Raw genomic sequence first — 26,012 nt, 5'->3', positions numbered from 1 at the left:
ACGGCGTTGAACGAATTCGGCCGGGCGCAAGCGGCGACGACAAGGGGACCTGGACGTGCGGATCGGAACCGAATGCTGGCGTATCGAACGCGCGGACCAGATGTCCGTGATCGTCGATGCGGAGGAATATTTCCGTCAGGCGCGTGTTGCCATGCTCAATGCCAAGCGGCGGATCATGCTGATCGGCTGGGATTTCGATGCGCGGATCCAGCTCGAACCTGGGGTCGACCGCCCCGGCGAACCGCCGACGCTCGGCGCCTTCATCCTGTGGCTGGTCGAACGCGAGCCCGAGCTCGAGATCTTCCTGCTCCGCTGGGACACCGGTGCGATCAAGTCGCTGTTCCGCGGCTCGACGCTGTTCACGATGATGAAGTGGATGCGGCATCCGCGCATCCATACCAAGCTCGATGGTCATCATCCGACCGCGGGGTCGCATCACCAGAAGATCGTCATCATCGACGACTGCCTCGCCTTTTGCGGCGGGATCGACATGACCGGTGACCGCTGGGACACGCGCGAGCATCGCCATGACGATGCGCGACGGCGGCGTCCCTCGGGCCGTCCGTACAAGCCGTGGCACGACGCGATCAGCGCGGTCGCAGGCCCCGTCGCGACTGCATTAGGGCAGCTGTTCCGTGATCGCTGGGTGCTGGCCGGCGGCGTGCCGATCGCCGAGGCGAGCCCTGGCGCGGCGTGCTGGCCCGACGAGCTCGGCGTGCATTTCCGCGATGTCGACGTCGCGATCGCGCGGACCGAACCCGAGATGGACGACCAGGTCCCGGTGCATGAGAGCGAGGCGCTGTTCCTCGCGCAGATCGCCGGCGCCAAGCGGCATCTTTATATCGAGAGCCAGTATTTCGCGTCGCGCAAGATCGCCGAAGCCGTCGCGCGGCGGCTTGACGAGGCGGACGGGCCCGAGATCGTGATCATCAACCCGGTGACTGCGCAAGGCTGGCTAGAGCCGATCGCGATGGACACCGCGCGCGCGCGCCTCATGACCGCGCTGGCGCACCGCGACGTCCACAAGCGGCTGCGCATGTACCATCCCTATACCAGCGGCGGGGAGGCGATCTATTGCCATGCCAAGATCCTGATCGCGGACGACCAGATCTTCCGGCTCGGGTCGTCGAACATGAACAACCGTTCGCTGCGGCTCGACACCGAATGCGACCTCGCGATCCGCGCGCATGACGAGGCGACGAGCACGGGGATCACCGCGATCCGCAACGACCTGATCGCCGAACATCTGGCGGTCGATGTCGAGGTGGTGACCACGATGATCGCCGAGACCGGGTCGCTGATCGAGACGATCGAGCGGCTGCGCGGGCAGGGCAAGTCGCTGCGCGCCTATGAGGCGCCCGACCTGACCGCGGTCGAGGAATGGCTGGCGGACAATGAGGTGCTCGATCCCGAGGGGCCCGAGGAGATGTTCGAGAGCTTCGCGAAGCGCGGCCTGTTCCGCCGCCTCCGCCACCGCCGCCCGAAGAAGAAGTGAGCGATCCTCCCCCGCCGGGGGGAGGATCAGATTAGAACAGCCCTTCGATCAGCCCATCCGCATCGAGCCGGATCGCTTCGGCTGCGGGAACGCGTGGGAGGCCGGGCATCGTCATGATCTCGCCGCAGATCGCGACGACGAAGCCCGCGCCTGCGGCCAGCCGAACCTCGCGCACCGGCACGATATGCCCGGTCGGCGCGCCGAGCAGCGCAGGGTCGCTCGAAAAGCTGTACTGCGTCTTGGCAAGGCAGACGGGCAGGTGGCCATAGCCGGCATCCTCCCAGCGCTTGAGCTGCGCGAGCACGCTGGGCTCGGCGACCGCATGTTCGGCGCGGTAGATGCGCCGGGCGACCGTGTCGATCTTGTCGAACAGCGACAGATCGTCACCATAAAGCGGCGCGAAATTCGCGGCATGCGTGTCGCACAGCTCAGCGACTGCGTCGGCGAGCTTGGTTGCCCCCGCGCCGCCCTCGGCCCAGTGGCGGCACAGAATCGCACGGGCGCCGTGCGCGCTCGCCGCCTCGTGCATGACCGCGATCTCGGCCTCGCTGTCGGTGTAAAAATGGTTGATCGCGACGACCGCGGGGACACCGAACTGGCGGATATTCTCGATATGGCGGACGAGATTGACCGCACCGCGCCGGACCGCCTCGACGTCCTCCGCGCCCAAATCGGCCTTGGCGACCCCGCCGTTCATCTTGAGCGCGCGGACCGTCGCGACGATCACCACCGCATCGGGGGACAGCCCAGCCTGGCGGCATTTGATGTCGAAGAACTTCTCCGCGCCCAGATCCGCACCGAAGCCCGCCTCGGTCACGACATAGTCGCCCAGCGCCAGCGCCGCGCGCGTCGCGATCACCGAGTTGCAGCCATGCGCGATATTGGCGAACGGCCCGCCGTGCAGGAAGGCGGGGTTGCCCTCCAGCGTCTGGACGAGGTTAGGCTTGATCGCCTCTGCCAGCAGGACCGCCATCGCGCCGTCGGCCTTCAGGTCGCGCGCGGTGATGGGGCTGCGATCGCGCGTATAGGCGACGACGATGTCACCCAGCCGCCGCTCCATGTCGGTCAGATTCTCGCTGAGGCACAGGATCGCCATCACCTCGGAGGCGACGGTGATGTCGAACCCCGATTCGCGCGGATACCCGTTGGCGACCCCGCCGATCGACTGGACGATGTCGCGCAGCGCACGGTCGTTCATGTCAAGCACGCGGCGCCACACCACGCGCCGCACGTCGATCTGCAGCGCGTTGCCCCAATGGATATGATTGTCGATCATCGCCGCGAGCAGGTTGTGCGCCGCGGTGATCGCGTGGAAATCGCCGGTGAAATGGAGGTTGATGTCCTCCATCGGCGCGACCTGCGCACGTCCGCCGCCGGTCGCGCCGCCCTTGGTGCCGAAGCACGGCCCGAGCGACGGTTCGCGCAGCGCCAGCACCGTCTTGCGCCCCGTCAGGTTCAGCGCATCGGCCAGCCCGACCGAAGTCGTCGTCTTGCCCTCGCCCGCGGGCGTCGGGTTGATCGCGGTGACGAGCACCAGCCGGCCGCGTTGCGCCCCCTCGCGGCGGCCATGCGCCTCGAGCCAGTCGAGTGCGATCTTGGCCTTGAACCGGCCGTAAGGCTCGACCGCGTCGTCGGGGATGCCGAGCGCGTCGGCGACCCGCGCGATGGGGCGCAGCGCGACGCTGCGGGCGATGGCAATGTCGGTTGTCATGAGCCTAGTTCTTCAGTTTCCAGCCGCTTTTCAGCAGCATGTAGCACAGGGTGGCGAGCGCGACGTCGATCGCCAGGATGACGAGGCCGCCGACGAGCACCGGCGAATCGGCAACGCCCAGAAAGCCGTAGCGAAAGCCCGAGATGATGTAGAAGAACGGATTGACGTGGCTGAACGCGCGGAACGCGGGCGCCAGCGTGTCGACCGAATAGAAGGTGCCCGACAGCAGCGACAGCGGCGCGACGACGAAGTTGGTCACCGCGGCGGCATGGTCGAACTTGTCCGCCCAGATCGACGTCAGCACGCCGAGCAGCGCGAGGAAGGTCGCGCCGAGCAGGCCGAACCACAGGATTGCGAGCGGCGCATGCGGCGTGACGTGCACGCCCGGATACAGCGCCATCGCCGCCCAGACGACGCACCCGACCAGCACCGCACGCGTCACCGCACCGCCGACGAGCGCTGCGAGCAGCTCGGCGGTCGACAGTGGTGGCTGAAGATAGTCGACGATCGTGCCCTGCATCTTCCCGACCAGCAGCGAGAAGCTCGCATTGGCGAAGGCCGGGCCCATCATGCCCTGGCTAATGATCAGCCCGGGGGCGATGAAATCGGCGAACATCACGGTCTCGCCGCCAACCAGCACGGGGCGTTTGGCGCCCGTCGCAATGGTGAAAACGATCAGGAACAGCAATGTCGTCATCGCCGGCGCCCACACCGTCTGCAGCTGGACCTTGAAGAACCGGCGCACCTCCTTGATATAGAGGGTACGAAGCCCCTCCCAGTTCACGTTGCGAATGACGGGAACGCCGGGGGCGGATTGCACCGCCGACTGGATTTCACCGATTGGGGGCTGGCTGCTCATGGGGGTTGCGGGTAATCGCTGCCGCTGTCGCCCGCAACCCGGTTGACGAAGACTATACCGGCCGACCCGAAGACTGAGGAACGAACATGTCCTGGACCGACGAGCGTATCGAGACGCTCAAGACGATGTGGGAAGCCGGCCAGACCGCCAGCCAGATCGCCGAAGCGCTGGGTGGCGTCAGCCGCAACGCCGTGATCGGCAAGGCGCACCGCCTTGAGCTTCAGGCGCGCCCGTCGCCGGTGAAGCCGAACGATCCCGACGCGAAGAACGCAGAAGCGAAGGTCTCGGAGGCGAAGGCGGCCGAGGCCAGGCCGGCCGAGTCGCCCGTCGTCGACACGCCGCCCGCAGCCGCTGCCGAACCCGTCGCCGCAGCGCCGGCTCCCGCGCCTGAACCCGCACCGGTCGCCGCTACACCCGAGCCCGCACCGCGTGCCGCGCCCGTCGCTGCCGAGGCGGATGAGGACACTGACGAGGACGAGGATGAGGACGATGACGCGGTCGAACCCGCCGCCGCACCGGTCCGCGCACCGCAGCCGATCCTGCGCTCGATCGGACCCGGCGGCTTTCTCCGCCAGGCGCCCGGCGAACAGCAGCCGCCAAGCACGCCTGCTCCGCCGCGGCGTCTCGTCCCCGCCAAGCCTTCGCCTGAAATGGCGGGCAAGACGAGCCTGCTGGAGCTCAACGACCGCATCTGCAAATGGCCGCTCGGCCATCCCGGCGAGCCCGATTTTCACTTTTGTGGTGACAAGGTGAACCCGGGCTTCCCGTACTGCGTCGCGCATTGCGGTCACGCCTATCAGGCACAGCTGCCCCGCCGCGATCGCCGCCCGACGCCGCCACTCCCCTTCGGCGGCCCGCGCGCGCGCTGAGATTGGGGGGGGCGGTCTCGCCTCTCTCGCGCTCGGATATTATGGGAGCCGTGGAGCCAATCCCCAGCACCACCCCGGCGGAGGCCGGGGCCCAGTCGGGAAGGCTGTAGTAAAGGCGGGCAACACGTAGTTACCTCCGTCCCCCAACTGGGCCCCGGCCTTCGCCGGGGTGGATTTTGGGGTATCCACTGACCAGAACGTTGGGCCGCTTCTTGCTGAGAGGCGGCCTTTTTCTTGGATTTGCCAGGCGCTGGACTCAAGATCTGCGCGTCCCGCCGTCCAGCACCCCAGCACCACCCCGGCGAAGGCCGGGGCCCAGTTGGGAAGGCCGTAGTAACGGCGGGCAACGCGTGGTTGCCTCCGCCCCCCAACTGGGACGCGGCCTTCGCCGGGGTGGTGCCTTGGGGAAACCACATCAACGAAAAAGGGCCGCCTCCCGTGTGGGGAAGCGGCCCTTTATTCTCACCCGCGCCGCGGCGAAGCCGCGTCGTCGGACGTCGCTGGTGCGACGCCGGCCGAGCTTGGGGGTATGACGCCGTCTGGCGTCATACCCCCTGCGCTTAGAACCGGAACGCCGCCGTCGCGCGTAGGCTGTGCCAGCGGAACTTGTCGTCGCTGCGACGGAAGTCCGTGCCGGTCGTGTTCGGCGCCAGCACGAACGGGTTCGTCGCCGGCTGCGTGCCCTGCGTCACGCGTACGCGGAAGTCGTCGTCCTGATACTGGTGGAACATATATTCCATGCCGACCGAGATGTTCGGCGTGACCTTCTGCTCGATACCGCCGCCGCCGAGGATGCCGAACTGCTGGCGCTTGCCGCTCTGCTGATAGGCGTTGCCGGTGTTGGTGCTGTAGAAATCCCGGTCGATCTTGGCATAGCCCGCACCGAACGTGCCGTAGAACAGCGTGGTGTTGACGGCATAGCCTGCACGGCCGCGGATCGAGGCTTCCCAGTCGACGCTGCGCGTCATCACGTAGCTGGCGGGCGTCGTCGAGAAGGCGGTGACGCTGTCGGTGATCTCGCTCTTGCCGAATTCGCCGACCACACCGACGACGATGTTGCCGCGCTGCGTGTCCATGCCGACGCGGCCATAATAAGCGGCGCCGTCCTTGTCCTTGCGGCAGCCGCGGCCACCGGTCAGCGTCGTCGCGGTCGTCGCGCCGTTGCAGAACCCGCTGCTGAACGCGTTGGCGCCGGCTGCCGTCGTCACCGCATCCCCGAACCGCCCGTCAAGGTTGCGGTCGAACAGGATCGACGATCCTGCATCGTTTGGCTGCACGTCATAACCGCCCGCTGCGCCGACATAGAGACCGTTGAACGGTGTGTCCTCGGTGGTCTCCTGCGCGAATGCCGGCGATGCCGTGAGACCTAGAATGACCGCGCCAGCGAGGCCGGCATAGAGGGATGTGCGCATGTAAGCTCCGGATATGATTGATCTAAGACAGCCAAGAAACGGGGCGTCCCGCCAATATATCCGCGAACATGACAGAAAGTTCATGTTGTGGCTTTTCCGCAACAGCGGTTGCGCGCTTGCAAGGATGGGTGGCTAAGCCATATACCACGTCATGCCAGAAGACCTGCCCGAAGGCCTGTTCACAACCCCGTCAAAGACCGCCCCCACCTATGATGCCTCCTCGATCGAGGTGCTCGAGGGGCTCGAACCCGTCCGCCGCCGCCCGGGCATGTATGTCGGCGGTACCGACGAGCGTGCGCTGCACCACCTTGCCGCCGAAGTGCTCGACAATGCGATGGACGAGGCGGTCGCGGGTCACGCGACGCGGATCGAGGTCACGCTCGAGCCCGGCAACCGCCTGACGATCGTCGACAATGGCCGCGGCATCCCCGTCGATCCGCATCCCAAATTCCCCGACAAGTCTGCGCTCGAGGTGATCCTTTCGACGCTGCATTCGGGCGGCAAGTTCGCGGGCAAGGCCTATGCGACCTCGGGCGGTCTGCACGGCGTCGGCATCAGCGTCGTCAACGCGCTGTCGTCCGACACCGTCGTCGAGGTCGCGCGCGACCGCCAGCTCTATCGCCAGCGCTTCGCCAAGGGGCAGACGCTCGGCCCGATCGAGCGGCTCGGGACCACCCCCAACCGCCGCGGCACCAGCGTCGCCTTCACGCCCGACACCGAGATCTTCGGCAACGAGCTGCACTTCAAGCCGCAGCGGCTGCACAAGCTCGTCCGGTCCAAGGCCTATCTGTTCGCGGGCGTCGAGATTCGCTGGCACTGCGCGCCCGAACTGATCAGCGACGATACGCCCGCGCAGGCGGTGTTCCAGTTCCCCGGCGGGCTCGCCGACCATCTGCGCGACCAGGTCGCGGGCCGCGAATGCGCGACCGCCGACTTCTTCTCCGGCTCGCAGGATTTTCCGAGCGCGCAGGGCGAGACGCAGGGGCGCGTCGAATGGGCGATCGCCTGGCCGCTGTGGAGCGACGGCTCGTACAGCTGGTATTGCAACACCATCCCGACCCCCGATGGCGGCACGCACGAACAGGGCCTGCGGCAGGCGCTGGTCCGCGGCCTGCGCGCGTTCGGCGATCTGGTCGGCAACAAGAAGACCAAGGATATCAGCGCGGACGACGTGATGATCGGCAGCGAGCTGATGTTGTCGGTGTTCATCCGCGAACCGCAATTCCAGAGCCAGACCAAGGATCGCCTGACCAGCCCCGAGGCCGCGGGCCTCGTCGAGAAGGCGGTGCGCGACCATTTCGACCATTTCCTCAGCCACAATATGGACCGCGGCAAGGCGCTGCTGAACTATGTGCTCGAGCGGATGGACGAGCGCCTGCGCCGCAAGCAGGAACGCGACGTCAAGCGCAAGACCGCGACGTCCGCCCGCAAATTGCGGCTGCCCGGCAAGCTGACCGACTGTTCCGCCAACTCGCCCGAAGGCACCGAGCTGTTCATCGTCGAGGGCGATTCCGCTGGCGGCTCGGCCAAGCAGGCGCGCGATCGCAAGACGCAGGCGATCCTGCCGATCCGCGGCAAGATCCTGAACGTCGCGTCCGCGACCAGTGCGAAGATCTTCGCGAACCAGGAGATCGCCGACCTGACGCTGGCGCTCGGCTGCGGCACGCGGAAGGACTGCGTGGCAGACAATCTGCGCTACGAACGGGTCGTCATCATGACCGACGCCGACGTCGACGGCGCGCATATCGCGACGCTGCTGATGACGTTCTTCTTTCAGGAGATGCCCGACATCGTCCGCCGCGGGCACCTCTATCTCGCGCAGCCGCCGCTCTACCGCCTGACCGTCGGTACCAAGAGCGTCTATGCGCGCGACGACGCACACCGCGCCGAACTCGAACGCACGGTGTTCAAGGGCAAGAAGGTCGATGTCGGCCGCTTCAAGGGCCTTGGCGAGATGAACCCGGGCCAGCTCCGCGAGACGACGATGGACCCCGCGACGCGCGGCATGCTGCGCATCACCCTGCCGCAGGAATATGAGGACCGGGCAGGGGTGAAGGACCTGGTCGACCGCCTGATGGGCAACAACCCCGCGCACCGCTTTGCCTTCATTCAGGAAAATGCCGGCCGGCTTGACGAGGAAGCGATCGACGCTTGACCATTGGGGCAAGCGGGGGCCGTTCGATAGCCGCCCCCGCTTGCTTCCGGAATTACTGCCTGTGCGCGACCATCGTCGAGGTCTTCCCGTGTTTCAGGTCGTTGACCGCGGTGGTCATCGTCGTGCCGTCGGGCGAGAGCGACATGCTATACGTACCGATCGGCGTATCGCCCTCGTAATCGGTTTCGAACAAAGTCGTCGGTCCGGTTTGTTTCAAAGCGACCTTCGTCCAGCCCGGATCCCCGGTCACCGTTGCCGGCGGACCGTCGATCGTCGCGGCATAGGATATGCCGGTCGGCGTCGAGAAGGCCATGGTCTTCCCGTCCTGTGCGAAGGTGAAGACGAGACCCGTGTCGGATACCTGCGTTTCCGTGGTTTCGCGCCACGCACCCGATAACGCATGGGCACCCGCCGGGGCGGGTGCGACGCGCACATTGACCGTCGTTCCCGTCACCTCCACGCCACTCGGTGCGGTCCGGTCGACAAAGGCGGAGGACGAACTCTGCCCGTCCGCGGCCAGCGTCACCGTCGCCTCGGCGACTGTCTTTCCGCTCTTCCGGAACGCCCGCTTGACCGTCGTCGCATCCACCACCGCGACCGATGCCTCGTCATAATAGGGATTGCCGACGATCGGGTGAAACGCGCCATCGGCGGGGAATTTCAGCGCGGGATTGCACGTCGTGCAGCTGAAGGTGCCCGCCTGCAGGAGGATGATCGAGGGCTTCTCTGCAGGCTTGCTTGCCTTCACGTCTCCTTTCCAGGTGCCGTCGAACACGCCCTTGGCAAGCGCGGGGGTGGTGGCAAGAGCCATGGCCAGCATCACTGCCAGGCCGGTCGCATAGCGTTTCATACGTCAACCTCCTCTCGATGGGGACGCGACTGGGCTTGCGCCGGCGCGTTTGCGACGTCGGATGGAGCCGAGGGGAAGATTGCGCGTGCTGCCGGGGCGCCGCAAGCGGAGTCCGCGCCTTGGTACGGATCAGACAGGGCTGCGTCGGACGTCCGCGGTGTTGACGCCCATCCCCCGTCACCGGTATTAGGCGCCTCCGGGGCGGTCCATCACGGGCCGCCCTTCTCGTTTCGAAGAGGAAGCGCCTGTGACCATCACCCCGCTCATGCCCGTCTACCCGCGGTGTGGCGTGCGTCCGGTCCGAGGCGAGGGCGCCTATCTGTTCGGTGAGGACGGCCAGCAATATCTCGACTTCGCCAGCGGTATCGCGGTCAACGCGCTTGGCCATGGCCACCCCCATCTGACCAAGGCGATCGCCGATCAGGCCGCGACGCTGATGCACGTGTCGAACCTGTACGGGTCACCACAGGGCGAGCATCTCGCGCAGCGGCTCGTCGACAATACGTTCGCCGACACCGTGTTCTTCACCAATTCGGGTGCAGAAGCGGTCGAGTGCGCGATCAAGACCGTGCGCCGCTATCATTTCGCGAACGGCAATCCCGAGCGTCACACGCTGATCACGTTCGACACCGCGTTCCACGGCCGCACGCTCGGGACGATCTCGGCGACCAATCAGGCCAAGATGCGCGACGGGTTTGAGCCGCTGTTGCCCGGATTCGCCTATGCCAAGTTCAACGATCTCGAGGGTGCGCTCGCGCTGATCGACGACAACACCGCAGGGTTCCTGGTCGAGCCGATCCAGGGCGAGGGCGGTATCCGCCAGGCGAGCCCCGAATTCCTCCAGGGCCTGCGCAAGGCGTGCGACGAGCACGGCCTGCTGCTGGTGCTCGACGAGGTCCAGTGCGGCTATGGTCGGACCGGCAAGCTGTTCGCGCACGAGCTTTACGGCATCACCCCCGACATCATGTCGGTCGCCAAGGGGATCGGCGGCGGCTTCCCGCTCGGCGCGTGCCTTGCGACCGAGGAGGCGGCCAAGGGCATGGTCGCGGGCACGCACGGCTCGACCTATGGCGGCAACCCGCTCGGGATGGCGGCGGGCGAGGCGGTGCTCGACGTAATCCTCGAGGACGGGTTCCTCGAGCATGTCGCCACGATGGGCGATCGGTTGCGGCAGGGCCTCGAACAGATGATCCCCAACCATGATCACCTGTTCGACAGCGTGCGTGGCACCGGGCTGATGCTCGGGCTGAAGCTGAAAAGCGACAGCCGTGCGTTCGTCGCGTTCGCGCGCGATCATCACAACCTGCTGCTGGTGGCCGCGGGGGAGAACGTCATCCGCATCCTGCCGCCGCTGGTGATCGACGAGAGCCATATCGCCGAATGCATCGACAAGCTGTCGACCGCCGCGCGCGTTTATGTGCCGGCCGCCGACGATTGAGCGCCTTTGCGCGGTCACTAAACCCCGTTCGTCCTGAGTAGCCACTGAGCGAAGTCGAAGTGGCGTATCGAAGGACTGGCCCGCTTGGGGCACTGTCCTTCGATATGGGTCTTCGGCTTCGCTCAGCCCCTACTCAGGACGAACGGAACTTCTTACGGGGTCGTTACCATGAACAACCGCCATTTCCTGAATCTCACCGACGCCGGCCCCGACGGCGTCGCCGCGATGCTTGCCGACGCGCTCGATCGCAAGGCCGCGCGCGCCGGCTTCCCCAAGGGCCGCACGGATGATGACGCCCCGCTTGCCGGCCACACGCTGGCGATGGTGTTCGAAAAAAACTCGACGCGTACACGGTTCAGCTTCGACATGGCGATCCGCCAGCTCGGCGGGACATCGATCGTCGCCGATGCCGGCAGCATGCAGCTCGGGCGCGGCGAATCGATCGCCGACACCGCGCGCGTGCTGTCGGGCTATGTCGACGCGATCATGATCCGCACCGACGATCATGCCAAGGTCGAGGAGATGGCGCATCATGCCAGCGTCCCCGTCATCAACGGGCTGACCGACGCGTCGCATCCGTGCCAGATCATGGCCGACCTGCTGACGATCATCGAGAGCGGCAAGGCGCTGCCCGGGCTCAAGGTCGCGTGGCTGGGCGATGGCAACAACGTGCTTGCCTCGATCGTCGAGGCCGCCGGGCTGATGCAATTCGACGTCGTCGCCGCCTGCCCGCAGGGGTTCCAGCCCGAGGAGGAGGCGATCGTCCGCGCCTCTGGCCGCGCGCGCGTCGTCGCCGATCCGCGCGAGGCGGTCGACGGTGCGGACATCATCGTCACCGACACCTGGATCTCGATGGGGCAGGCCAATGCCGAGAGCAAGCTGAAGGCCCTTGCCCCCTATCAGGTCGACGCCGCGCTGATGGCGCTCGCGCGGCCCGATGCGAAGTTCCTCCACTGCCTCCCTGCGCATCGCGGCGAGGAGGTCACGCCCGAGGTGATCGACGGCCCGCAGTCGCTGATCTGGCAGGAGGCCGAAAACCGCCTCCACGCGCAGAAATCGGTGCTGCGCTGGTGCTTCGGGCAGATCGGCTGAAGCGCCCGGTTGGTTGATCGGGCGCAGGTCAGCCCCCATTTCCGTCATTCCCGCGGAGGCGGGAATCCATAAACTCCGAGCTGGTGATCAGACCACCAGCGTATGTCGCTCTGCATCCCCGCCTGCGCGGGGATGACGCCGCGACGGGGGATGCCGAAGGAACGATGGTGAACGACCCCAACATGACCGATCTCGACCGCGCGCTGGCGTTTGCGATCCCCGCGCGCAGCGCTCGTGGCCGAATCGTCCGGCTCGGCACCGCGCTCGACGAGGTGCTCGCCGCGCACGCCTATCCGCCTGCGATCGAGAAGCTGCTCGCCGAGGCGCTGACGCTCGCCGCGCTCATCGGCTCGACGCTGAAGGACGCGAGCGGCCAGCTGACGATGCAGACCCGGACCGACAATGGCGTCGTCCAGTTGCTGGTCTGTGATTATCGCGGCGGCGAGGTGCGCGGCTATATCGAATATGACGCGGACAAGCTTGCCCAGGCGCCCGCCGAGCCGACGCTGTTCGCCCTGTTCGGCCAAGGCTATCTCGCGATCACCTTCGACATGGCGAGCAGCAACGAGCGGTATCAGGGCATCGTCCCGCTCGACGGCGATACGCTGTCTGAGGCCGCGCAGAGCTATTTCACCCAGTCCGAGCAGATCCCGACGATGGTCCGCACCGGCATGGCGAAGGGCCCCGACGGGCGCTGCGTCGCGGGCGGCCTGTTCCTCCAGCATCTGCCCGAGGGCGAGGACGGACGCGAGCGGCTGCATACCAAGCTCGACCATCCCGAATGGGAGCATGTCGCGACGCTCGGCAACACGATGGGCGCGGACGAGCTGACCGATGCGGCGCTCCCGCTCGAGACTTTGGTGTGGCGGTTGTTCAACGAGGACAGCGACGTCCGCATCCTCGCCGATATTCCCATCACGCGTGGCTGCCGGTGCGATCCCGACTATATCCGGGGCGTGATCGCGAAATTCCCGATCGACGAACGCCGCGACATGGCGGACGAGAGTGGCTTCATCCAGGTCGACTGCGCATTCTGTGCAAAGAAATTCCCGGTTCCGGTCGAGGAATGACGCGTTTCTCAGGCGCGTGACGGCGGGAAATTGCGCGGCGTTAATGCGCTGTTTACCGCGCCGGGCTATACCTCCCACGTGCTTTAGAGATTTCAGCACGTTTCTCCCTTGAGGCTGCTTTAAGCGCCAACCTTTCAGGGCCGCCTTCGGGCGGCCCTTTCTTTTTGCCGCGGTCTGGCCTAGCGCGTCGCGCATCATGACATCATCAGCTCCCTTAGCGGTCGCCCTCGTCTCGGGCGGCCTCGACTCGATGGTTTCCGCCGCCATGCTGCGGGAATCCGGCCGGCGCCTGCTCGCGCTGTCATTCGACTATAACCAGCGTCACCGCGTCGAGCTCGACGCCGCGCGCCGCGTCGCCACCGCGCTTGGCGCCGAACGCCACATCGTCCTGCCGATGGACCTGTCCGCGTTCGGCGGCTCGGCGCTCACCGCGGATATCGACGTGCCCAAGGACGGTGTCGGCACCGATGATGCGGGTGGCATCCCCGTCACCTATGTCCCCGCGCGGAACACGATCTTCCTCAGCCTCGCGCTCGGCTGGGCCGAGGCGGCGGGCGCACGCGACATCTATATCGGCGTCAACGCGCTCGATTATTCGGGCTATCCCGATTGCCGCCCCGAATTCATCGCCGCGTTCGAGGGGCTGGCCGAACTCGCGACCAAGGCGGGGGTCGAGGGCGATCCGTTCCGCATCCAGGCGCCGCTCCAGCACATGACCAAGGCGGATATCGTCCGTGAGGGCACGCGGCTCGGGCTCGACCTCGGGCTCAGCTGGTCGTGCTACGATCCGACGCCCGACGGCAAGCATTGCGGCGAGTGTGATAGCTGCCGGCTCCGGTCGCGCGGCTTCGACGAGGCGGGGATCGCGGATCCCACCGTCTATGCGGTCAAGCCGGTCTGACATGAGTTACGCGGTCAAGGAAATGTTCCTGACGCTGCAGGGCGAGGGCGTGAATGCCGGCCGCCGGGCGGTGTTCGTGCGCTTTGCCGGGTGCAATCTGTGGTCGGGACGCGAACAGGACCGCGCGACCGCGGTCTGCCGGTTCTGCGACACCGATTTCGTCGGCACCGACGGGCTGGGCGGCGGCAAGTTCGCCGATGCGCGAGCGCTGGCGGATGCGGTGGCGGGGTTTTGGGGCACGGGCACGCAGGACCGGTTCGTCGTGCTGACCGGGGGCGAGCCGATGCTCCAGACCGACGATGAGATCGTCGATGCGCTTCACGCGGCAGGCTTCCGGATCGCGATCGAGAGCAACGGCACGCTGCCGGTCCATCCCGGCATCGATTGGGTGTGCATCAGTCCCAAGGCGGGCAGTGTCGTCGTCCAGCGTCACGGCGACGAGCTGAAGCTGGTCTGGCCGCAGCCTGGTACCGACATCGCCGATATCGAGACATGGGATTTCGCGAACCTGCTGCTCCAGCCGCTCGACGACCCGCAGGCGGATGCCAATCGCGATGCCTGTGTCGCGCTGGTGATGGAGCGTCCGCAATGGCGTCTGTCGCTGCAGACGCACAAGATGCTGGGGCTGCGCTAGGCCGCCTTCCCGCTCCGGCAGGTAAAGCCCCCGGCTCAAGGGCCGGGGGGTAATCGTTCAGCGGTTGGCGATGCCGACGCCCGCCGCGGGGGGCCAGTCGAGCGCGCCGCACTTCTTCGCGACCCATTCGGCCTTCTTGTTCCAGCAGATCGGGTCAAGCCGCGGCATCTTCACCCGGTCGCGGCCGATATAGCGCGGGAAACGCTGTTCGCCCCAGGGGATCAGGCTTCTGCGCAGCTCGCGCGTGCGCTGCAGCGTCAGATCGCCGAACTGGCCGCGCGGCGTGAACAGCGCGTCACGGCCGATCGACGCGGTCGTCTGGCAAAAGCCGTATTGCGCGGCGACGGTCGCGAAGTTCGAATAGGTGCGCGTGCCGAACTGGTCGAGCGCAGCCTGGCCGGCCTTGGCGCCCTTGGCCTTGTTGACGCGGAGGAAGTATTTGCCGAGCGTGTCGAAGGCGCCCTGCAGTTCGGTGCCGTGATCCGCGAGAATCGCGTTGTAGTTCGACACCGTCAGCAGCGTCGGTTCGAACTGGCACTGGAGCGCCGCGACGTTCAGCGCCGCGCGCATGTGCCAGACCATCGCCGCGCGCTTCTCCGCGCTGGTGGCGTCGGGCATCGCCTGGCCGAGATCGGCCTCGTCCCCGGTCACCGCCGGCGCGGAGAAATCGCGTGATTGCAGAAAAAACTGGGCCGAGGCGGGCTGAGCCAACGCCATCGAGCCGCTCGCCGCGCAGAGCGCCAGCGCAGTACGCACCATCTTCATTCCCAACTCCCCGGGCATTCCATCCCGAGATTTCTAAAGCGTTTCTTGCCAACTCCCAACTGTTTTGAGGGGCCCAGCAGCCGATCGCGGCTTCGGGTACGGTCCGGGCCGCAGATTTCCGTCGCAGCCGAAACGAGATCGCGCACTGCGGGCAATAAACACGGCTAGCGGTGGCATCGCATATCCCGCCGCCCCGTCATCGACAGGGCCCCAACGACAAGGGGCCGCCCGGTTTCCCGGACGGCCCCCCGCATCACGCAATTTTCCGAAACCGGAAAATTACATCATGTTGTTGGTCATCATGGTGTCGTTCGACATCATCGTGTCGTTCGCCATCATGCCGTCGTTCATCGCGCCGTCAACGGCGGTCATGTTGTCGGTCATCGTGTCCATGCCTTCGGTGGCATTCATGTCGGTGACCATCGTGTTGTCGGTCGTGGTCTCGGTCTTCGGACCGCATGCCGAAACGGCAAGCGCTGCGCTGGCGATCAGCGAACCGGTCAGAACCTTGGAGATGAGTGAACGCATTTGGAAGCTCCCTAGATAGAGGATTTGGTAGGCCTGGAGGCCAGGTATATACCCAAATCGTAGTGGACATTAATCTGTAAAGGCCTGGCCCTCAAGCCTCGTTTTCTTGAGCCAAAGAAAGTGTTTCAAGGAACACGCCGCTCGTCAACGTCAGGGCAGCGTCAAAAGTTGCCATGTCGACCTTCGTGCCGAGCGATTTCAGGCTGGTAACAGGGTATTCGGCAAGGCCGCACGGCACGATTCCGCCGAAATGCGTCAGGTCCGGATCGATATTGACCGCAAAACCGTGCAGCGTCACCCAGCGCTTCACGCGCACGCCGATCGCACCGATCTTCGCCTCGCGGCCGCCGAGATTGGGATCGCGCGTCCAGATGCCGACACGGCCCTCGACCGAAAACGCGGCGACGCCAACCTCGCCGAGCGCCGCGATCACCCAGTCCTCGACCGCGTGGACGAACCGCCGGACGTCGCGCCCGCGCCGTCCGAGGTCGAGCACCAGATAGCCGATCCGCTGCCCCGGCCCGTGATAGGTGTATTTGCCGCCCCGTCCGGTATCGAACACGGGAAAGCGCGGATCGACCAGGTCAACCGGATCCGCGCTCGTCCCCGCGGTGTAGACCGGCGGGTGCTCGAGCAGCCAGATCAGCTCGCGCGCATCGCCGGTGGTCACCGCGGCGGCGCGCGCCTCCATCTCGGCGAGCGCGGTGGCATAGGGGGTCAGGCCGGTATCGGTCCGCCATTCGAGCCCGTCGAGGCGCGACGGCGGATCGGCGGGCGCGTGGCGGCCGGAGGTCGGGAAGGGGGAAGCGGTCACGCGACCCATCTGCGCACTCGCCGCCGGTGATGCAAGCGGGCGGGGGCTTGTCACGCCGGCTGGTCCAACCGTCGCGGGAGTGGTCAAGGCCTGGGGCTTGGGCTACGTCGCGGCGGTATCGGGCATGCGTGCCAGGCGGCGAACGGGGAACAGGCGGATGGGAAGAGGCGTAAAAATCGGCACGGTCTGGGATCGTACCACCGAGGTACTGTCCGGGCGTAGCGGCCAGATCGCGGCGGTGGCGTTGCCGACCCTGGTCCTCCCGCCGGTCGTCAACAATGCGCTCGTCCTGCTCGTTCCGCCGCAGCCGGCGGTGCAGCTCGTCGCCGGCATCGTCGCCGTGGCGTCCGCGTTGCTCGCGATCCTGGGGTCGCTCGCGATCCTCGCGCTGGCGACGCAACCCTCGACCGACCGCACCGAGGCCTATCGTCAGGCGCGGGCGCGGCTGCTGCCCGCGCTCGGCGTGTCGCTCGTCGTCGGGCTGATTGCGCTCGTCCTGATGGCGCCGGTGTTCATCGCGCTGATCGCGTCGCATTTCGACTTTGCCGCCGCGTCCGCTGCCGCCAGCGCGCCCGCGCGAATGCCGCAGCTGCCGCGCGCGACGGCGATGTTCGTCGTGCTCTACAGTCTTGCGCTGGGCGTGATCGCCATTTGGGCCAGTGCGCGGCTGATGCTGGTTACCGCGGTCGTGCTCAACGAGCGGCTCGGGCTCGGCGCGATCCGCCGGTCGATCGCGCTGACCCGCGGGCTGACCTTGAAGCTGATCGGCGTGCTTCTGCTGTTCGCGATCGTGTTCACGATCGCCACCTTCGCCGCTCAGGCCGTTGTCGGGCTCGTCTTTCGCCTGATCCTCGGCGGAGACCAGATCCCGACCGCGATGTTCCTTGCCGGGATCGCCGGCGCGCTTGCCAGTGCGGCGCTGATGGCGCTCGCCTATGTCTTCACGGCACAGCTCTATGTTGCCACCCGAGAGAAACCGATCACCGAATGAAAATCGACTTTACGGGCGTGTTGAAAGACGCCTGGGCCCTGTTCAAGCGCGACCGCGATCTGCTGCTCCGGATCGCCGGGCCCTTCCTGTTCCTGCCCGCCTTCGCGCTCGCGCTCGTCGTGCCCGACCCGCCGCTGCCCGATGCGGCGACGCGGGGCGACGAGGCGCAGGCGCTGGTCTGGGCGCAGGCGGTGACCGACTGGGCGGGAGCGAATGGCGGCTGGTACTGCCTGGCCTATGCACTCAGCTTCTTCGGCATGGCGGCGGTCTATACGCTGTATCTCGATCGTGACCGGGTCGATATCGGTACAGCGCTGCGGCGCAGCGCGACGCTCCTGCCGCGCTATCTGCTCGCGATGATCCTGGTGTCGCTGCCAGCGGGGGCGGGGCTGCTGCTCTATGCGATCCCCGGTCTCTACATTCTCGGTCGGACGATGATGACCGGGCCGGTGCTCGTCGCCGAAGGACCGATCGGCGCGTTCGCCGCGATCCGGCGCAGCCTGTCGCTGACGCGCGGCGCCGGCCTGCCGCTCATGTCGCTCGCCGCGTTCGGCTATATGAGCGGCTGGCTGCTCGGCATGCCCTTCATGGCGCTCGATGGCGCGATGCGCGACGGTGGACAAGGCAATCCGGTGGCGATCGCGCTCGTCGATGCCGGCGCGGCGGCGGCTGCCACCGCCTCGGGGGTCGCGATGGCGCTGATCGCGGTGTCGGTCTATCGGCGGCTGGCGCGCTAGGCGGGCGCGGACCGGCGTGATCCGCCCGCGGGTCTAGCGGCGTCCGCCCAGAAACGGGATCTGCGGCGCGACATCGGCGGGCAGCATCCCGGTCGCGCGCGGATCGGGAAAGGTCTCGATCGTCCGCCGCGTCGCGACGAACCCCTGCGCGCGGTAGAAGCCGAGCGCGTGTGGATGGTCGAGCGTACAGGTGTGCAGCCAGACCCGCTCGACACCCCTGATCCAGGCCCGGGCAAGCGTCTCCGCCATCAGCCACCGACCATGTCCCTGGCCGGCGAGTTCGGGGATCAGCCCGAAATAGGAGATCTCGCAAGCGCCCGCCCGGCGCAGGTCAAGTTCGAGCATCCCCACCTCGATCCCCGCCGGGTCGATCACCGCATGCACGGCAATGCCCGGATCGCCAAGGATCGCGGTGAGCGCGGCATCGTCCATCGCCAGCCTTGAGAACCACAGCCAGTGCGATCCGACCCGGGCGAACAGCGCGCGATAAGACTCCAGTGTCGGCCGCTCCCAGCGCAGCAACCGCAACCGCGAGGTCGGCATCGGCCTGAGCGGCGGCTTGCGCGGCATTTCGAGTGTGGTCACGATCGTGGCGAGCACGTCGTCCGCGACGGGGATCAGCGCCACCGGGCCCCGCTCACGACCAGGTCGCGCGGGGCGGCAGGCTCATCAGGATCGCCTCGATATTCCCCCCGGTCTTCAGCCCGAACAGCGTGCCGCGGTCATAGACGAGGTTGAACTCGGCATAACGACCTCGCCATTCGAGCATCGCGGCCTCGTCCTGCGGTGTGAACGGCGTGTCCATCCGCCGCCGGACGATCCGTGGATAGGCGTCGAGGAACGCCTCGCCGACATCGCGCGTGAACGCGAAATTGGCGTCGAAATCGCCGTCGAGATGATCGAAGAAGATCCCGCCGACGCCGCGGTTCACCTTGCGGTGGGGGATCTGGAAATACGTCTCTGCCCAGTCCCGGAAGCGCGGGTAGTAAGCCGGGTCGTGCGCGTCGCAGGCGGCCTTCATCGTCGCATGGAAATCGGCGGTGTCCTCGGCGATTGGCAGCGGCGGGTTGAGATCGCCGCCGCCGCCGAACCAGCGCTTGGTCGTGTTGAGGAAGCGGCAGTTCATGTGCACCGCGGGGACGTGCGGGTTGGCCATGTGCGCGACCAGGCTGATCCCGGTCGCGAAGAACCGTGGATCCTCGCCCGCACCATGGATCGACTTGGCGAACTCGCCCTCGAAAATGCCGCCGACGGTCGAGACGTTGACGCCGACCTTTTCGAACACCTTGCCCTTCATGACGCCGCGCACGCCGCCACCGCCGGGTTCACCCGACGGATCGATCCGGTCCCAGGGGGTATAGTCGAACACGGCATCCGACCCGGCTTCGCGCTCGATCGTCTCGAACTCCGCGCAGATCCGGTCGCGCAGCGATTCGAACCAAATGCGGGCGGCGGCTTGCTGGGGGTCGAGCTCGGTCATGGCACCGTCCTACAAATCCTGGTCGGGGCGGGGAAGGGGCGCGTTCGCCTGATGCTCACCCCGGTAGGTCAGGCGGGCCAGCCGTCCGTCTGCCGCAACGCCTCTGCCGCGACGATCGCGGTCGCGACCGAGATGTTCATCGACCGCAGGCCGGGCCGCATCGGGATCAGCACGCGCAGGTCGGCGCGGGCATGGACGCCGTCGGGCACGCCCGCGCCTTCGCTGCCCATCAGCAGCACGTCGTCGGACTGGAACGTCGCCGCGTCGAGCCGCACCGCGCCCTTCGTCGTCAGCAGGACAATGCGCCCGCGGACCTGGTCGCGAAACGCCGCCCAGTCGACATGCCGGACGATCTCGACCGCGCCGACATAGTCCATCCCGGAGCGCGCGACCGCCTTTTCGTTCCAGGTGAACCCCATCGGCTCGATCAGATCGACCGCGAGTCCGAGACAGGCGGCGGTCCGCAAAATGGCGCCGACATTGCCGGCGATATCAGGTTGGTAGAGGGCGATACGCATACCGCTGCCTCTAATCCGGAACGCGCTGCAGTCAAAATGCTGTTGGCAAAGCGGGCTTGCGCCGTCTATCACCTATGGGCCTCCGTGGGGACGGTCGGGCAGGATGGGCGTGCGGTGCGGCGAACCGGCATGCGCATCGGGCCACGAGAATAAAGATAAACTGCAAGGGCGAGATGAATGGCGATAGTCGACGACATGGTTCCACCCGGCGAGTCGCCTGAACCGTTTCACGAAGAGGCGCACGATCCGCGCCGCCGCGATTTCATCAATATCGCCGCCGTATCCTTCGCCGGGGTCGGCGCCGTCGCGATCGTCCTGCCGCTGATCAACCAGATGAACCCGTCGGCCGACGTGCTGGCGCAGTCGACCACCGAGATCGACCTGTCGAAGATCCTGCCGGGCCAGGCCATCAAGACGAGCTTCCGCAAGCAGCCGCTGTTCGTGCGCAACCTGACGCCGAAGGAAATCAGCGAGGCCGACGCGGTCGACGTATCGACGCTGCGCGACCCGCAGACGCTCGCGGAGCGGACCAAGGCGGGCAAGAAGAACTGGCTGATCACACTGGGCGTCTGCACGCATCTCGGTTGCGTCCCGCTCGGCGCGGGCGAGGGTGAGAACAAGGGCCCGTTCGGCGGCTATTTCTGCCCGTGCCACGGTTCGGCCTACGACACCGCCGCGCGCATCCGCAAGGGCCCCGCACCGACCAACCTTCAGGTGCCGGACTATGCCTTCAACTCCGACACCGTCGTAACGGTAGGCTGAGGAAACAACCATGAGCTTTCCCTGGGCCAAGCAATACGAACCGAAGCTGCCGCTGACGCGGTGGCTGGATGAACGGCTTCCCGTTCCCCGGCTCGTCTACAACGCGGTCGGCGCCGGTTACCCGGTCCCGCGCAACCTCAATTATTTCTGGAACTTCGGCGTCCTCGCCGGCGCCGCGCTGGCGATCCAGATCATCACCGGCATCACGCTGGCGATGCATTACGCCGCGAACGGCGCGGTGGCGTTCGACTCGGTCGAACACATCATGCGCGACGTCAATGCGGGCTGGTTCCTGCGCTATGCGCACGCCAACGGCGCGTCGATGTTCTTCATCGTTGTCTACACGCACATCTTCCGCGGGCTCTATTACGGCTCGTACAAGGCGCCGCGCGAGATGGTCTGGCTGCTCGGCGTGACGATCTTCCTGCTGATGATGGCGACCGCATTCATGGGCTATGTCCTCCCCTGGGGGCAGATGAGCTTCTGGGGCGCGCAGGTCATCACCGGGTTCTTCTCGGCGATCCCGCTCGTCGGCGACACCATCCGCATCTGGCTGCTCGGCGGATTCGCGCCGGACAACGCCGCGCTCAACCGCTTCTTTTCGCTGCACTATCTGCTGCCGTTCGTGATCGCGGGCGTCATCATCCTGCACATCTGGGCGCTGCACATCCCGGGGTCGAACAACCCGACCGGCGTCGACGTGAAGGGCAAGCAGGATACCGTGCCGTTCCACCCCTATTACACCGCGAAGGACGGCTTCGGGCTCGGCATCTTCCTGCTGGTGTTCGCCGGCCTGCTGTTCTTCTTCCCGAACTATCTCGGCCATCCGGACAATTACATCCCGGCAAACCCGCTCTCGACGCCCGCGCACATCGTCCCCGAATGGTATTTCTGGCCGTTCTACGCGATCCTGCGCGCCTTCACCGCGGACTTCATCCTGCCCGCGAAGCTCTGGGGCGTGCTGGCGATGTTCGGCTCGATCCTGCTGCTGTTCTTCCTGCCGTGGCTCGACAATTCGCCGGTCCGCTCGATGAACTACCGCCCCAAGGCGCGGATCGCGTTCTGGGTGCTGGTCGCCGACATCCTGATCCTGGGCTATTGCGGCGGTGCACCGGCGACGGCGACCTATGTGATCCTCAGCCAGATCTGCGCTGCCTATTATTTCGCGCATTTCCTGATCATCCTGCCGCTGATCTCGCGGTCTGAACGGCCCCGGCCGCTGCCCAATTCGATCACCGAGGCGGTGCTGGCCAAGCGTGGCGGGACGAGCCCGGCGCACACCGCGCTCTCCCCCAAGCCCGCGCACTGATACGGACTAGAGGATACATATATGGTTCGTCTCATCGCATCCCTGGTCGGCGCCGCCTTTGTGCTGGTGCTCGGCATCGCGCTCTTCGGCAGCGTGTCGGGCGTCATCACCGACCCCGTCGCGCCGTCCGCCGAGAGCGTCGCGCACAAGCATCCCAAGGAGCTCGAGCTTGCCTCGAACGGCGTCTTCGGCAAGTTCGACCGCCGTCAGCTCCAGCGCGGGTTCCAGGTCTACAAGGAAGTATGCTCGGCCTGCCACTCGCTGCGGCTGGTGTCGTTCCGCGATCTCCAGAAGATCGGCTATTCGGAACCCGAGGTTAAGGCAATCGCCAACCAGTGGGTGATCGAACAGCCGACGATCAACCCCGAAACTGGCGAAGCCGCGACCCGCAAGAACATCCCGTCGGATCGCTTCCCATCGCCGTTCGCCAACGAGGTCGCCGCCCGCGCCGCCAACAACAATGCGCTGCCGCCCGATCTCTCGCTGATCACCAAGGCGCGCGAAGAGGGCACGGCCTATGTCCACTCGCTGCTGACGGGCTACACCGATCAGCCCGCGGCGTTGCTCAAGCAGTTCCCGGACATCAAGACGCCCGAAGGTCTCTACTACAACCCGTATTTCGCGAACCTCAACATCGCGATGCCGCCGCCGATCACCGCGGACGATCAGGTGGCCTATGCGGACGGGACCAGGGCGACGAAGGAACAGATGTCGGCCGACGTCTCGGCCTTCCTGACCTGGACGGCAGAGCCGAACCTGGAGTCGCGGCACGCCGTCGGCGTCGCGTCGATCCTCTTCATCCTCGTCTTCTGCGGCCTTGCCTGGGGCGCCTATCAGAACGTCTGGCGTGACGTGAAGCATTGATCCCGCGCCGCGGCCACCGCGGCATCAGGGCGTGAACGACGGCGGATCGGGGCAACCCGGTCCGCCGTTTCGCGTTTGGCGATCCGCTGGCCGCCCGTGTCCGTACCCGTGTCCCGGCGCCACGCGCCCATGGCCCACCGGCGGTCCCGGCGCGCGTCAGCCGTCGTTCATGGAACCTGCGGTAGGTGGGTATTGTTGTGCGACCAATGGCGGCGCGTTGGGTCCGCTCTCCAGGTACGGGAGATTTTCGATGTTTTTCAAACGACTAGGACTGGTCAGTCTCGCCATTGGTGTCGGCCTCGGTGTGGCCGGTTGCACCGACGGGTATGGCTATGGCGGCGGCGGGATCGGCTATGCGAGCGATCCCTATTATGGCGGCGGCTACGGCAACGGCTATTATGACGGCTATGGCGGCGGATACGGCGCCGGTTATGCAGGCGTCGGGCTCGGCTCCTATTATGGCTGGTATGGCGACTATTATTATCCGGGTACCGGCGGATACGTCTATGATCGCAACCGCCGTCCGCACCGCTGGAACGGCGCGCAACAGCGCTACTGGCAGGGGCGTCGCGGCAATTATCGCGGTGCCGGCAACTGGGGCAATTTCGCCCGCGGCAACAGCCCCGCCGCGCGCGACTATCGCCAGGACCGGCGTGGCGCGAACCGTGACTTCCGTCAGGGTCGGCGCGAGGACCGTAACCAGCTGCGCGACGGTCAGATCACGCGCGAGCAATATCGCGGCGAACGACGTGAAGCGCGGCAGAGCTATCGTGGCGAGGCACGTCAGGACCGGCGTGAATATCGTCAGCAGCGCGGCAATGGCGGCGGGTTCCGCGGTCGTGGCGGCGGCGGCGGCGGCCGGGGCGGCGCCTATATGAACGTCCCCGTCCCGAAGTGACGGATCAGGATGCAGGCGCGCCCGTCGGGCGCGTCTGCATCAGCGCGTTCGACACGAACGTCATCACCATGACATCGTCCTGATTGAACACCTGCATCCGGCTTTTCACGATCCCCATTTCGGGGCGGCTGGCGGAAACCCGTTTGTCGAGCACCTCGGTCACGCAGCGCAGCGTGTCCCCCGGATAGACGGGCTTCAGCCACTTCAGTTCATCGATCCCGGGCGATCCGAGACTCGCCTGGCGATGCTCGCCGATATGCTCGACCAGCATCGCCATCGTCATCGCGCAGCTATGCCAGCCGCTTGCGGACAGCCGGCCGAAGTGCGTCTTCGCCGCGGCTTCGTCGGACAGATGAAAGGGCTGCGGGTCGTATTTCTCGGCAAAGGCGATCACCTCGTCGCGCGTCACCGGATAGTGGCCGAACGCCGCGGTCGCCCCGACTGCGATATCTTCGAAATACTGCACGCCCGCTGCTCCTCCTATCGTCGCAGCACCTTTTGGAAGGGCGCGTCGTTGCCGTCCAGCCCCGGTTCCGCGGGCAGCCCGATCAGGTCGCGCAACAGCGGCTCGACCGCGACATTGTCGAAGCTCGCGATGGTCTTGCCACCGATGAACGCAGGACCGTTCGCGATGAACAGCGCGCGCATTTCCGGGGCGGCATTGTCATAGCCGTGCGAGCCGCCGGCCGAGACCTTGGTGGGCGTCGTCCGATCGACGCGCCAGCCGACGTCGGCGAGGCACAGATAGCTCGGGACGCGCGGATTGCGGCCATAATGGAAGCGCGCCGGGATCTCCGCCTTGCGCCAGCATTGCAGGTGGTCGCGCTTGCGCAGCAGTCTGGCCTCAAGCGCGGCCTCATGCCCGGGCACCGCAAACAATGTCGCATAGGCGCCCGTCTCGACGAGGCGATAGTCGGCCGGTGCCGCAATCCGGTCCATCGCGACGACGCGTGTGCTGCTGGTCGCCGCCATGCCGTGGTCCGACACGATGACCAGATTGGCCGGCTGGCCGAGCGTCGCGAGCCCGTCGACGAGGCTGCCGATGCTGCCATCTACCTCGGCGGCTGCCTGCGTCGTCAGGGGGGAGTCGGGGCCGTTGTCGTGCGCGGCCATGTCGACGGTATCGAAATACAGCGTCACCAGCTTTGGTCGGATCGCGGCGGGTCGCCGCATCCAGTCGAGGACGGCATTGACGCGCTGCGTGGCGCTGATCTGCTGGTTGAACTGCTGCCAGTCCTGCGGCCGGGTGCCGCCGTCGATCGCGCCGTGGCTGTTGGGTTTCGGCGTGCCGCCGACCGCGACATTGGCGCCCGGCCAGAACATCGTCGCGGTCCGGATCCCCGCCTTTTCGGCATCGACCCAGATCGGCGAGCTTTGGCTCCACCAGAAGGGATCGTCGCTCGCCATGGTGAATTTCTCACCGGGCCGCGCGGGATCCTCCATCGTGTTGCCGACGATGCCGCTGCGATCGGGTCTGAGCCCGGTCACCAGGGTCCAGTGATTGGGGAAGGTGACGCTCGGGAAGGAGGGTCGCATCGCCGCAAAGACGCCGCCGGCGCGCAATCGGTTCAGGTTCGGCGTGACGCCCCGGTCGAGATAATCGGGGCGGAAGCCATCGATCGACACGAGGATCGTCACCGGTGCCCGGACCGCCAGCGGCTGCGCGCCCTGGGGAGCGGCGGTGGCGGTATCGGGGGCAGCCTCGGTCACCGGCGCCAGGGCAGGGGGCGTGGCCGGATAGGCACAGCCCCCGAGCGCGAGTGCCAGAGCTGAAAACGTCGCGTGTCTCATGCCGTCTGTTCTGCTCGCTACGCCCGCCCCCGGCGCGTGACTACACACGCGGGGGCCGCGACATTGTTG

General features: G+C 66.6%; 26 protein-coding genes. 14 read left to right on the top strand and 12 right to left on the bottom strand.

Going from position 1 to position 26,012, the window contains the following annotated elements; translation table 11 throughout:
• The first annotated feature begins 100 nt into the window (after nucleotides 1-100).
• Complete coding sequence (locus IFT54_RS11245; protein WP_192070808.1) at nucleotides 101-1,495, top strand: phospholipase D-like domain-containing protein; 1,395 nt, start codon at nucleotides 101-103, stop codon at nucleotides 1,493-1,495.
• Nucleotides 1,496-1,526: 31 nt separating this feature from the next.
• Here IFT54_RS11245 and IFT54_RS11240 read toward each other — a convergent pair whose 3' ends face one another.
• Together IFT54_RS11240 and IFT54_RS11235 are read right to left on the bottom strand one after the other, a co-directional pair.
• Nucleotides 1,527-3,206 carry a formate--tetrahydrofolate ligase gene (locus IFT54_RS11240; protein ID WP_192070687.1) on the bottom strand — a complete coding sequence of 560 codons (1,680 nt, stop codon included), beginning with the start codon at nucleotides 3,204-3,206 and terminating at the stop codon, nucleotides 1,527-1,529.
• Nucleotides 3,207-3,210: 4 nt separating this feature from the next.
• Complete coding sequence (locus IFT54_RS11235) at nucleotides 3,211-4,065, bottom strand: ABC transporter permease (RefSeq protein ID WP_031441650.1); 855 nt, start codon at nucleotides 4,063-4,065, stop codon at nucleotides 3,211-3,213.
• An 86-nt stretch (nucleotides 4,066-4,151) separates the two neighbouring features.
• Between IFT54_RS11235 and IFT54_RS11230 the strand changes: the two genes are divergently transcribed.
• Nucleotides 4,152-4,934: a GcrA family cell cycle regulator gene (locus tag IFT54_RS11230; protein WP_192070686.1), complete on the top strand. Its 783-nt coding sequence runs from the start codon at nucleotides 4,152-4,154 to the stop codon at nucleotides 4,932-4,934.
• Between the two features lie 560 nt (nucleotides 4,935-5,494).
• Here IFT54_RS11230 and IFT54_RS11225 read toward each other — a convergent pair.
• Entirely contained in the window at nucleotides 5,495-6,346 is an 852-nt protein-coding gene (locus IFT54_RS11225; protein ID WP_192070685.1) for an outer membrane protein, read from the bottom strand.
• A gap of 151 nt (nucleotides 6,347-6,497) precedes the next feature.
• Between IFT54_RS11225 and parE the strand changes: the two genes are divergently transcribed.
• Nucleotides 6,498-8,501, top strand: coding sequence for a DNA topoisomerase IV subunit B (gene parE, locus IFT54_RS11220; RefSeq protein WP_192070684.1), 2,004 nt, complete (start codon nucleotides 6,498-6,500; stop codon nucleotides 8,499-8,501).
• A 52-nt stretch (nucleotides 8,502-8,553) separates the two neighbouring features.
• On the opposite strand, the gene IFT54_RS11215 is transcribed toward parE, so the two are convergent.
• Nucleotides 8,554-9,351, bottom strand: coding sequence for a hypothetical protein (locus IFT54_RS11215; RefSeq protein WP_192070683.1), 798 nt, complete (start codon nucleotides 9,349-9,351; stop codon nucleotides 8,554-8,556).
• 247 nt (nucleotides 9,352-9,598) lie between these two features.
• Here IFT54_RS11215 and IFT54_RS11210 point away from each other — a divergent pair, with 247 nt between their 5' ends.
• The 5 genes from IFT54_RS11210 to queE all read left to right on the top strand — a co-directional run bounded on the left by IFT54_RS11210 (nucleotide 9,599) and on the right by queE (nucleotide 14,486).
• Nucleotides 9,599-10,789, top strand: a complete 1,191-nt coding sequence (locus IFT54_RS11210; protein WP_192070682.1) for an acetylornithine transaminase — start codon at nucleotides 9,599-9,601, stop codon at nucleotides 10,787-10,789.
• A 168-nt stretch (nucleotides 10,790-10,957) separates the two neighbouring features.
• Nucleotides 10,958-11,881, top strand: a complete 924-nt coding sequence (gene argF, locus IFT54_RS11205) for an ornithine carbamoyltransferase (protein ID WP_192070681.1) — start codon at nucleotides 10,958-10,960, stop codon at nucleotides 11,879-11,881.
• Between the two features lie 164 nt (nucleotides 11,882-12,045).
• Nucleotides 12,046-12,951, top strand: a complete 906-nt coding sequence (gene hslO / locus IFT54_RS11200; protein WP_031396003.1) for an Hsp33 family molecular chaperone HslO — start codon at nucleotides 12,046-12,048, stop codon at nucleotides 12,949-12,951.
• 196 nt (nucleotides 12,952-13,147) lie between these two features.
• Nucleotides 13,148-13,852, top strand: a complete 705-nt coding sequence (gene queC / locus IFT54_RS11195; RefSeq protein WP_056406059.1) for a 7-cyano-7-deazaguanine synthase QueC — start codon at nucleotides 13,148-13,150, stop codon at nucleotides 13,850-13,852.
• 1 nt (nucleotide 13,853) lies between these two features.
• The gene (queE, locus tag IFT54_RS11190) at nucleotides 13,854-14,486 is read left to right on the top strand and encodes a 7-carboxy-7-deazaguanine synthase (RefSeq protein WP_192070680.1); all 633 of its coding nucleotides are present in this window, start codon (nucleotides 13,854-13,856) and stop codon (nucleotides 14,484-14,486) included.
• Between the two features lie 57 nt (nucleotides 14,487-14,543).
• Here the strand turns inward: queE and IFT54_RS11185 are convergent, their stop codons facing one another.
• The 3 genes from IFT54_RS11185 to lipB form a co-directional block, all read right to left on the bottom strand.
• Complete coding sequence (locus IFT54_RS11185) at nucleotides 14,544-15,251, bottom strand: hypothetical protein (protein WP_192070679.1); 708 nt, start codon at nucleotides 15,249-15,251, stop codon at nucleotides 14,544-14,546.
• Between the two features lie 279 nt (nucleotides 15,252-15,530).
• Nucleotides 15,531-15,779 (bottom strand): hypothetical protein, encoded by a 249-nt coding sequence (locus IFT54_RS11180; protein WP_031396007.1) that lies wholly within the window; start codon nucleotides 15,777-15,779, stop codon nucleotides 15,531-15,533.
• A gap of 91 nt (nucleotides 15,780-15,870) precedes the next feature.
• Entirely contained in the window at nucleotides 15,871-16,593 is a 723-nt protein-coding gene (gene lipB, locus IFT54_RS11175) for a lipoyl(octanoyl) transferase LipB (RefSeq protein WP_333951985.1), read from the bottom strand.
• Nucleotides 16,594-16,750: 157 nt separating this feature from the next.
• Between lipB and IFT54_RS11170 the strand changes: the two genes are divergently transcribed.
• Both IFT54_RS11170 and IFT54_RS11165 read left to right on the top strand, forming a co-directional pair.
• Entirely contained in the window at nucleotides 16,751-17,584 is an 834-nt protein-coding gene (locus tag IFT54_RS11170; protein WP_192070678.1) for a hypothetical protein, read from the top strand.
• Nucleotides 17,581-18,321: a hypothetical protein gene (locus IFT54_RS11165; protein WP_037529614.1), complete on the top strand. Its 741-nt coding sequence runs from the start codon at nucleotides 17,581-17,583 to the stop codon at nucleotides 18,319-18,321. Before IFT54_RS11170 ends, IFT54_RS11165 begins: the two co-directional genes overlap by 4 nt.
• Nucleotides 18,322-18,354: 33 nt before the next feature.
• Here the strand turns inward: IFT54_RS11165 and IFT54_RS11160 are convergent, their stop codons facing one another.
• The 3 genes from IFT54_RS11160 to IFT54_RS11150 form a co-directional block, all read right to left on the bottom strand.
• Entirely contained in the window at nucleotides 18,355-18,948 is a 594-nt protein-coding gene (locus IFT54_RS11160; RefSeq protein WP_192070677.1) for a GNAT family N-acetyltransferase, read from the bottom strand.
• 10 nt (nucleotides 18,949-18,958) lie between these two features.
• Nucleotides 18,959-19,801, bottom strand: coding sequence for an oxygen-dependent coproporphyrinogen oxidase (gene hemF, locus IFT54_RS11155; protein WP_107930071.1), 843 nt, complete (start codon nucleotides 19,799-19,801; stop codon nucleotides 18,959-18,961).
• A gap of 68 nt (nucleotides 19,802-19,869) precedes the next feature.
• Entirely contained in the window at nucleotides 19,870-20,319 is a 450-nt protein-coding gene (locus IFT54_RS11150) for a tRNA (cytidine(34)-2'-O)-methyltransferase (protein WP_192070676.1), read from the bottom strand.
• A gap of 195 nt (nucleotides 20,320-20,514) precedes the next feature.
• Here IFT54_RS11150 and petA point away from each other — a divergent pair, with 195 nt between their 5' ends.
• From petA to IFT54_RS11130, 4 genes are all read left to right on the top strand, one after another.
• Nucleotides 20,515-21,081: a ubiquinol-cytochrome c reductase iron-sulfur subunit gene (gene petA / locus IFT54_RS11145; RefSeq protein WP_042467607.1), complete on the top strand. Its 567-nt coding sequence runs from the start codon at nucleotides 20,515-20,517 to the stop codon at nucleotides 21,079-21,081.
• A 10-nt stretch (nucleotides 21,082-21,091) separates the two neighbouring features.
• Nucleotides 21,092-22,390 carry a cytochrome b gene (locus IFT54_RS11140; protein WP_031393565.1) on the top strand — a complete coding sequence of 433 codons (1,299 nt, stop codon included), beginning with the start codon at nucleotides 21,092-21,094 and terminating at the stop codon, nucleotides 22,388-22,390.
• Nucleotides 22,391-22,411: 21 nt separating this feature from the next.
• Nucleotides 22,412-23,254, top strand: a complete 843-nt coding sequence (locus IFT54_RS11135; protein WP_192070675.1) for a cytochrome c1 — start codon at nucleotides 22,412-22,414, stop codon at nucleotides 23,252-23,254.
• Between the two features lie 250 nt (nucleotides 23,255-23,504).
• On the top strand, nucleotides 23,505-24,152 hold the full coding sequence (locus IFT54_RS11130; RefSeq protein WP_107045333.1) for a hypothetical protein: 648 nt from the start codon (nucleotides 23,505-23,507) through the stop codon (nucleotides 24,150-24,152).
• 4 nt (nucleotides 24,153-24,156) lie between these two features.
• Here the strand turns inward: IFT54_RS11130 and IFT54_RS11125 are convergent, their stop codons facing one another.
• Nucleotides 24,157-24,618, bottom strand: coding sequence for a MaoC family dehydratase (locus tag IFT54_RS11125; protein WP_037529609.1), 462 nt, complete (start codon nucleotides 24,616-24,618; stop codon nucleotides 24,157-24,159).
• 14 nt (nucleotides 24,619-24,632) lie between these two features.
• Nucleotides 24,633-25,943, bottom strand: coding sequence for an alkaline phosphatase family protein (locus tag IFT54_RS11120; protein WP_192070674.1), 1,311 nt, complete (start codon nucleotides 25,941-25,943; stop codon nucleotides 24,633-24,635).
• Nucleotides 25,944-26,012 lie beyond the last annotated feature (69 nt).

This window comes from Sphingomonas sp. CFBP 13714 (assembly GCF_014842205.1).
In the GTDB taxonomy this organism is placed as follows: domain Bacteria; phylum Pseudomonadota; class Alphaproteobacteria; order Sphingomonadales; family Sphingomonadaceae; genus Sphingomonas; species Sphingomonas aerolata.
Note: the sequence above shows the minus strand (reverse complement) of the source record. Positions and strands in the feature narration are given on the sequence as shown.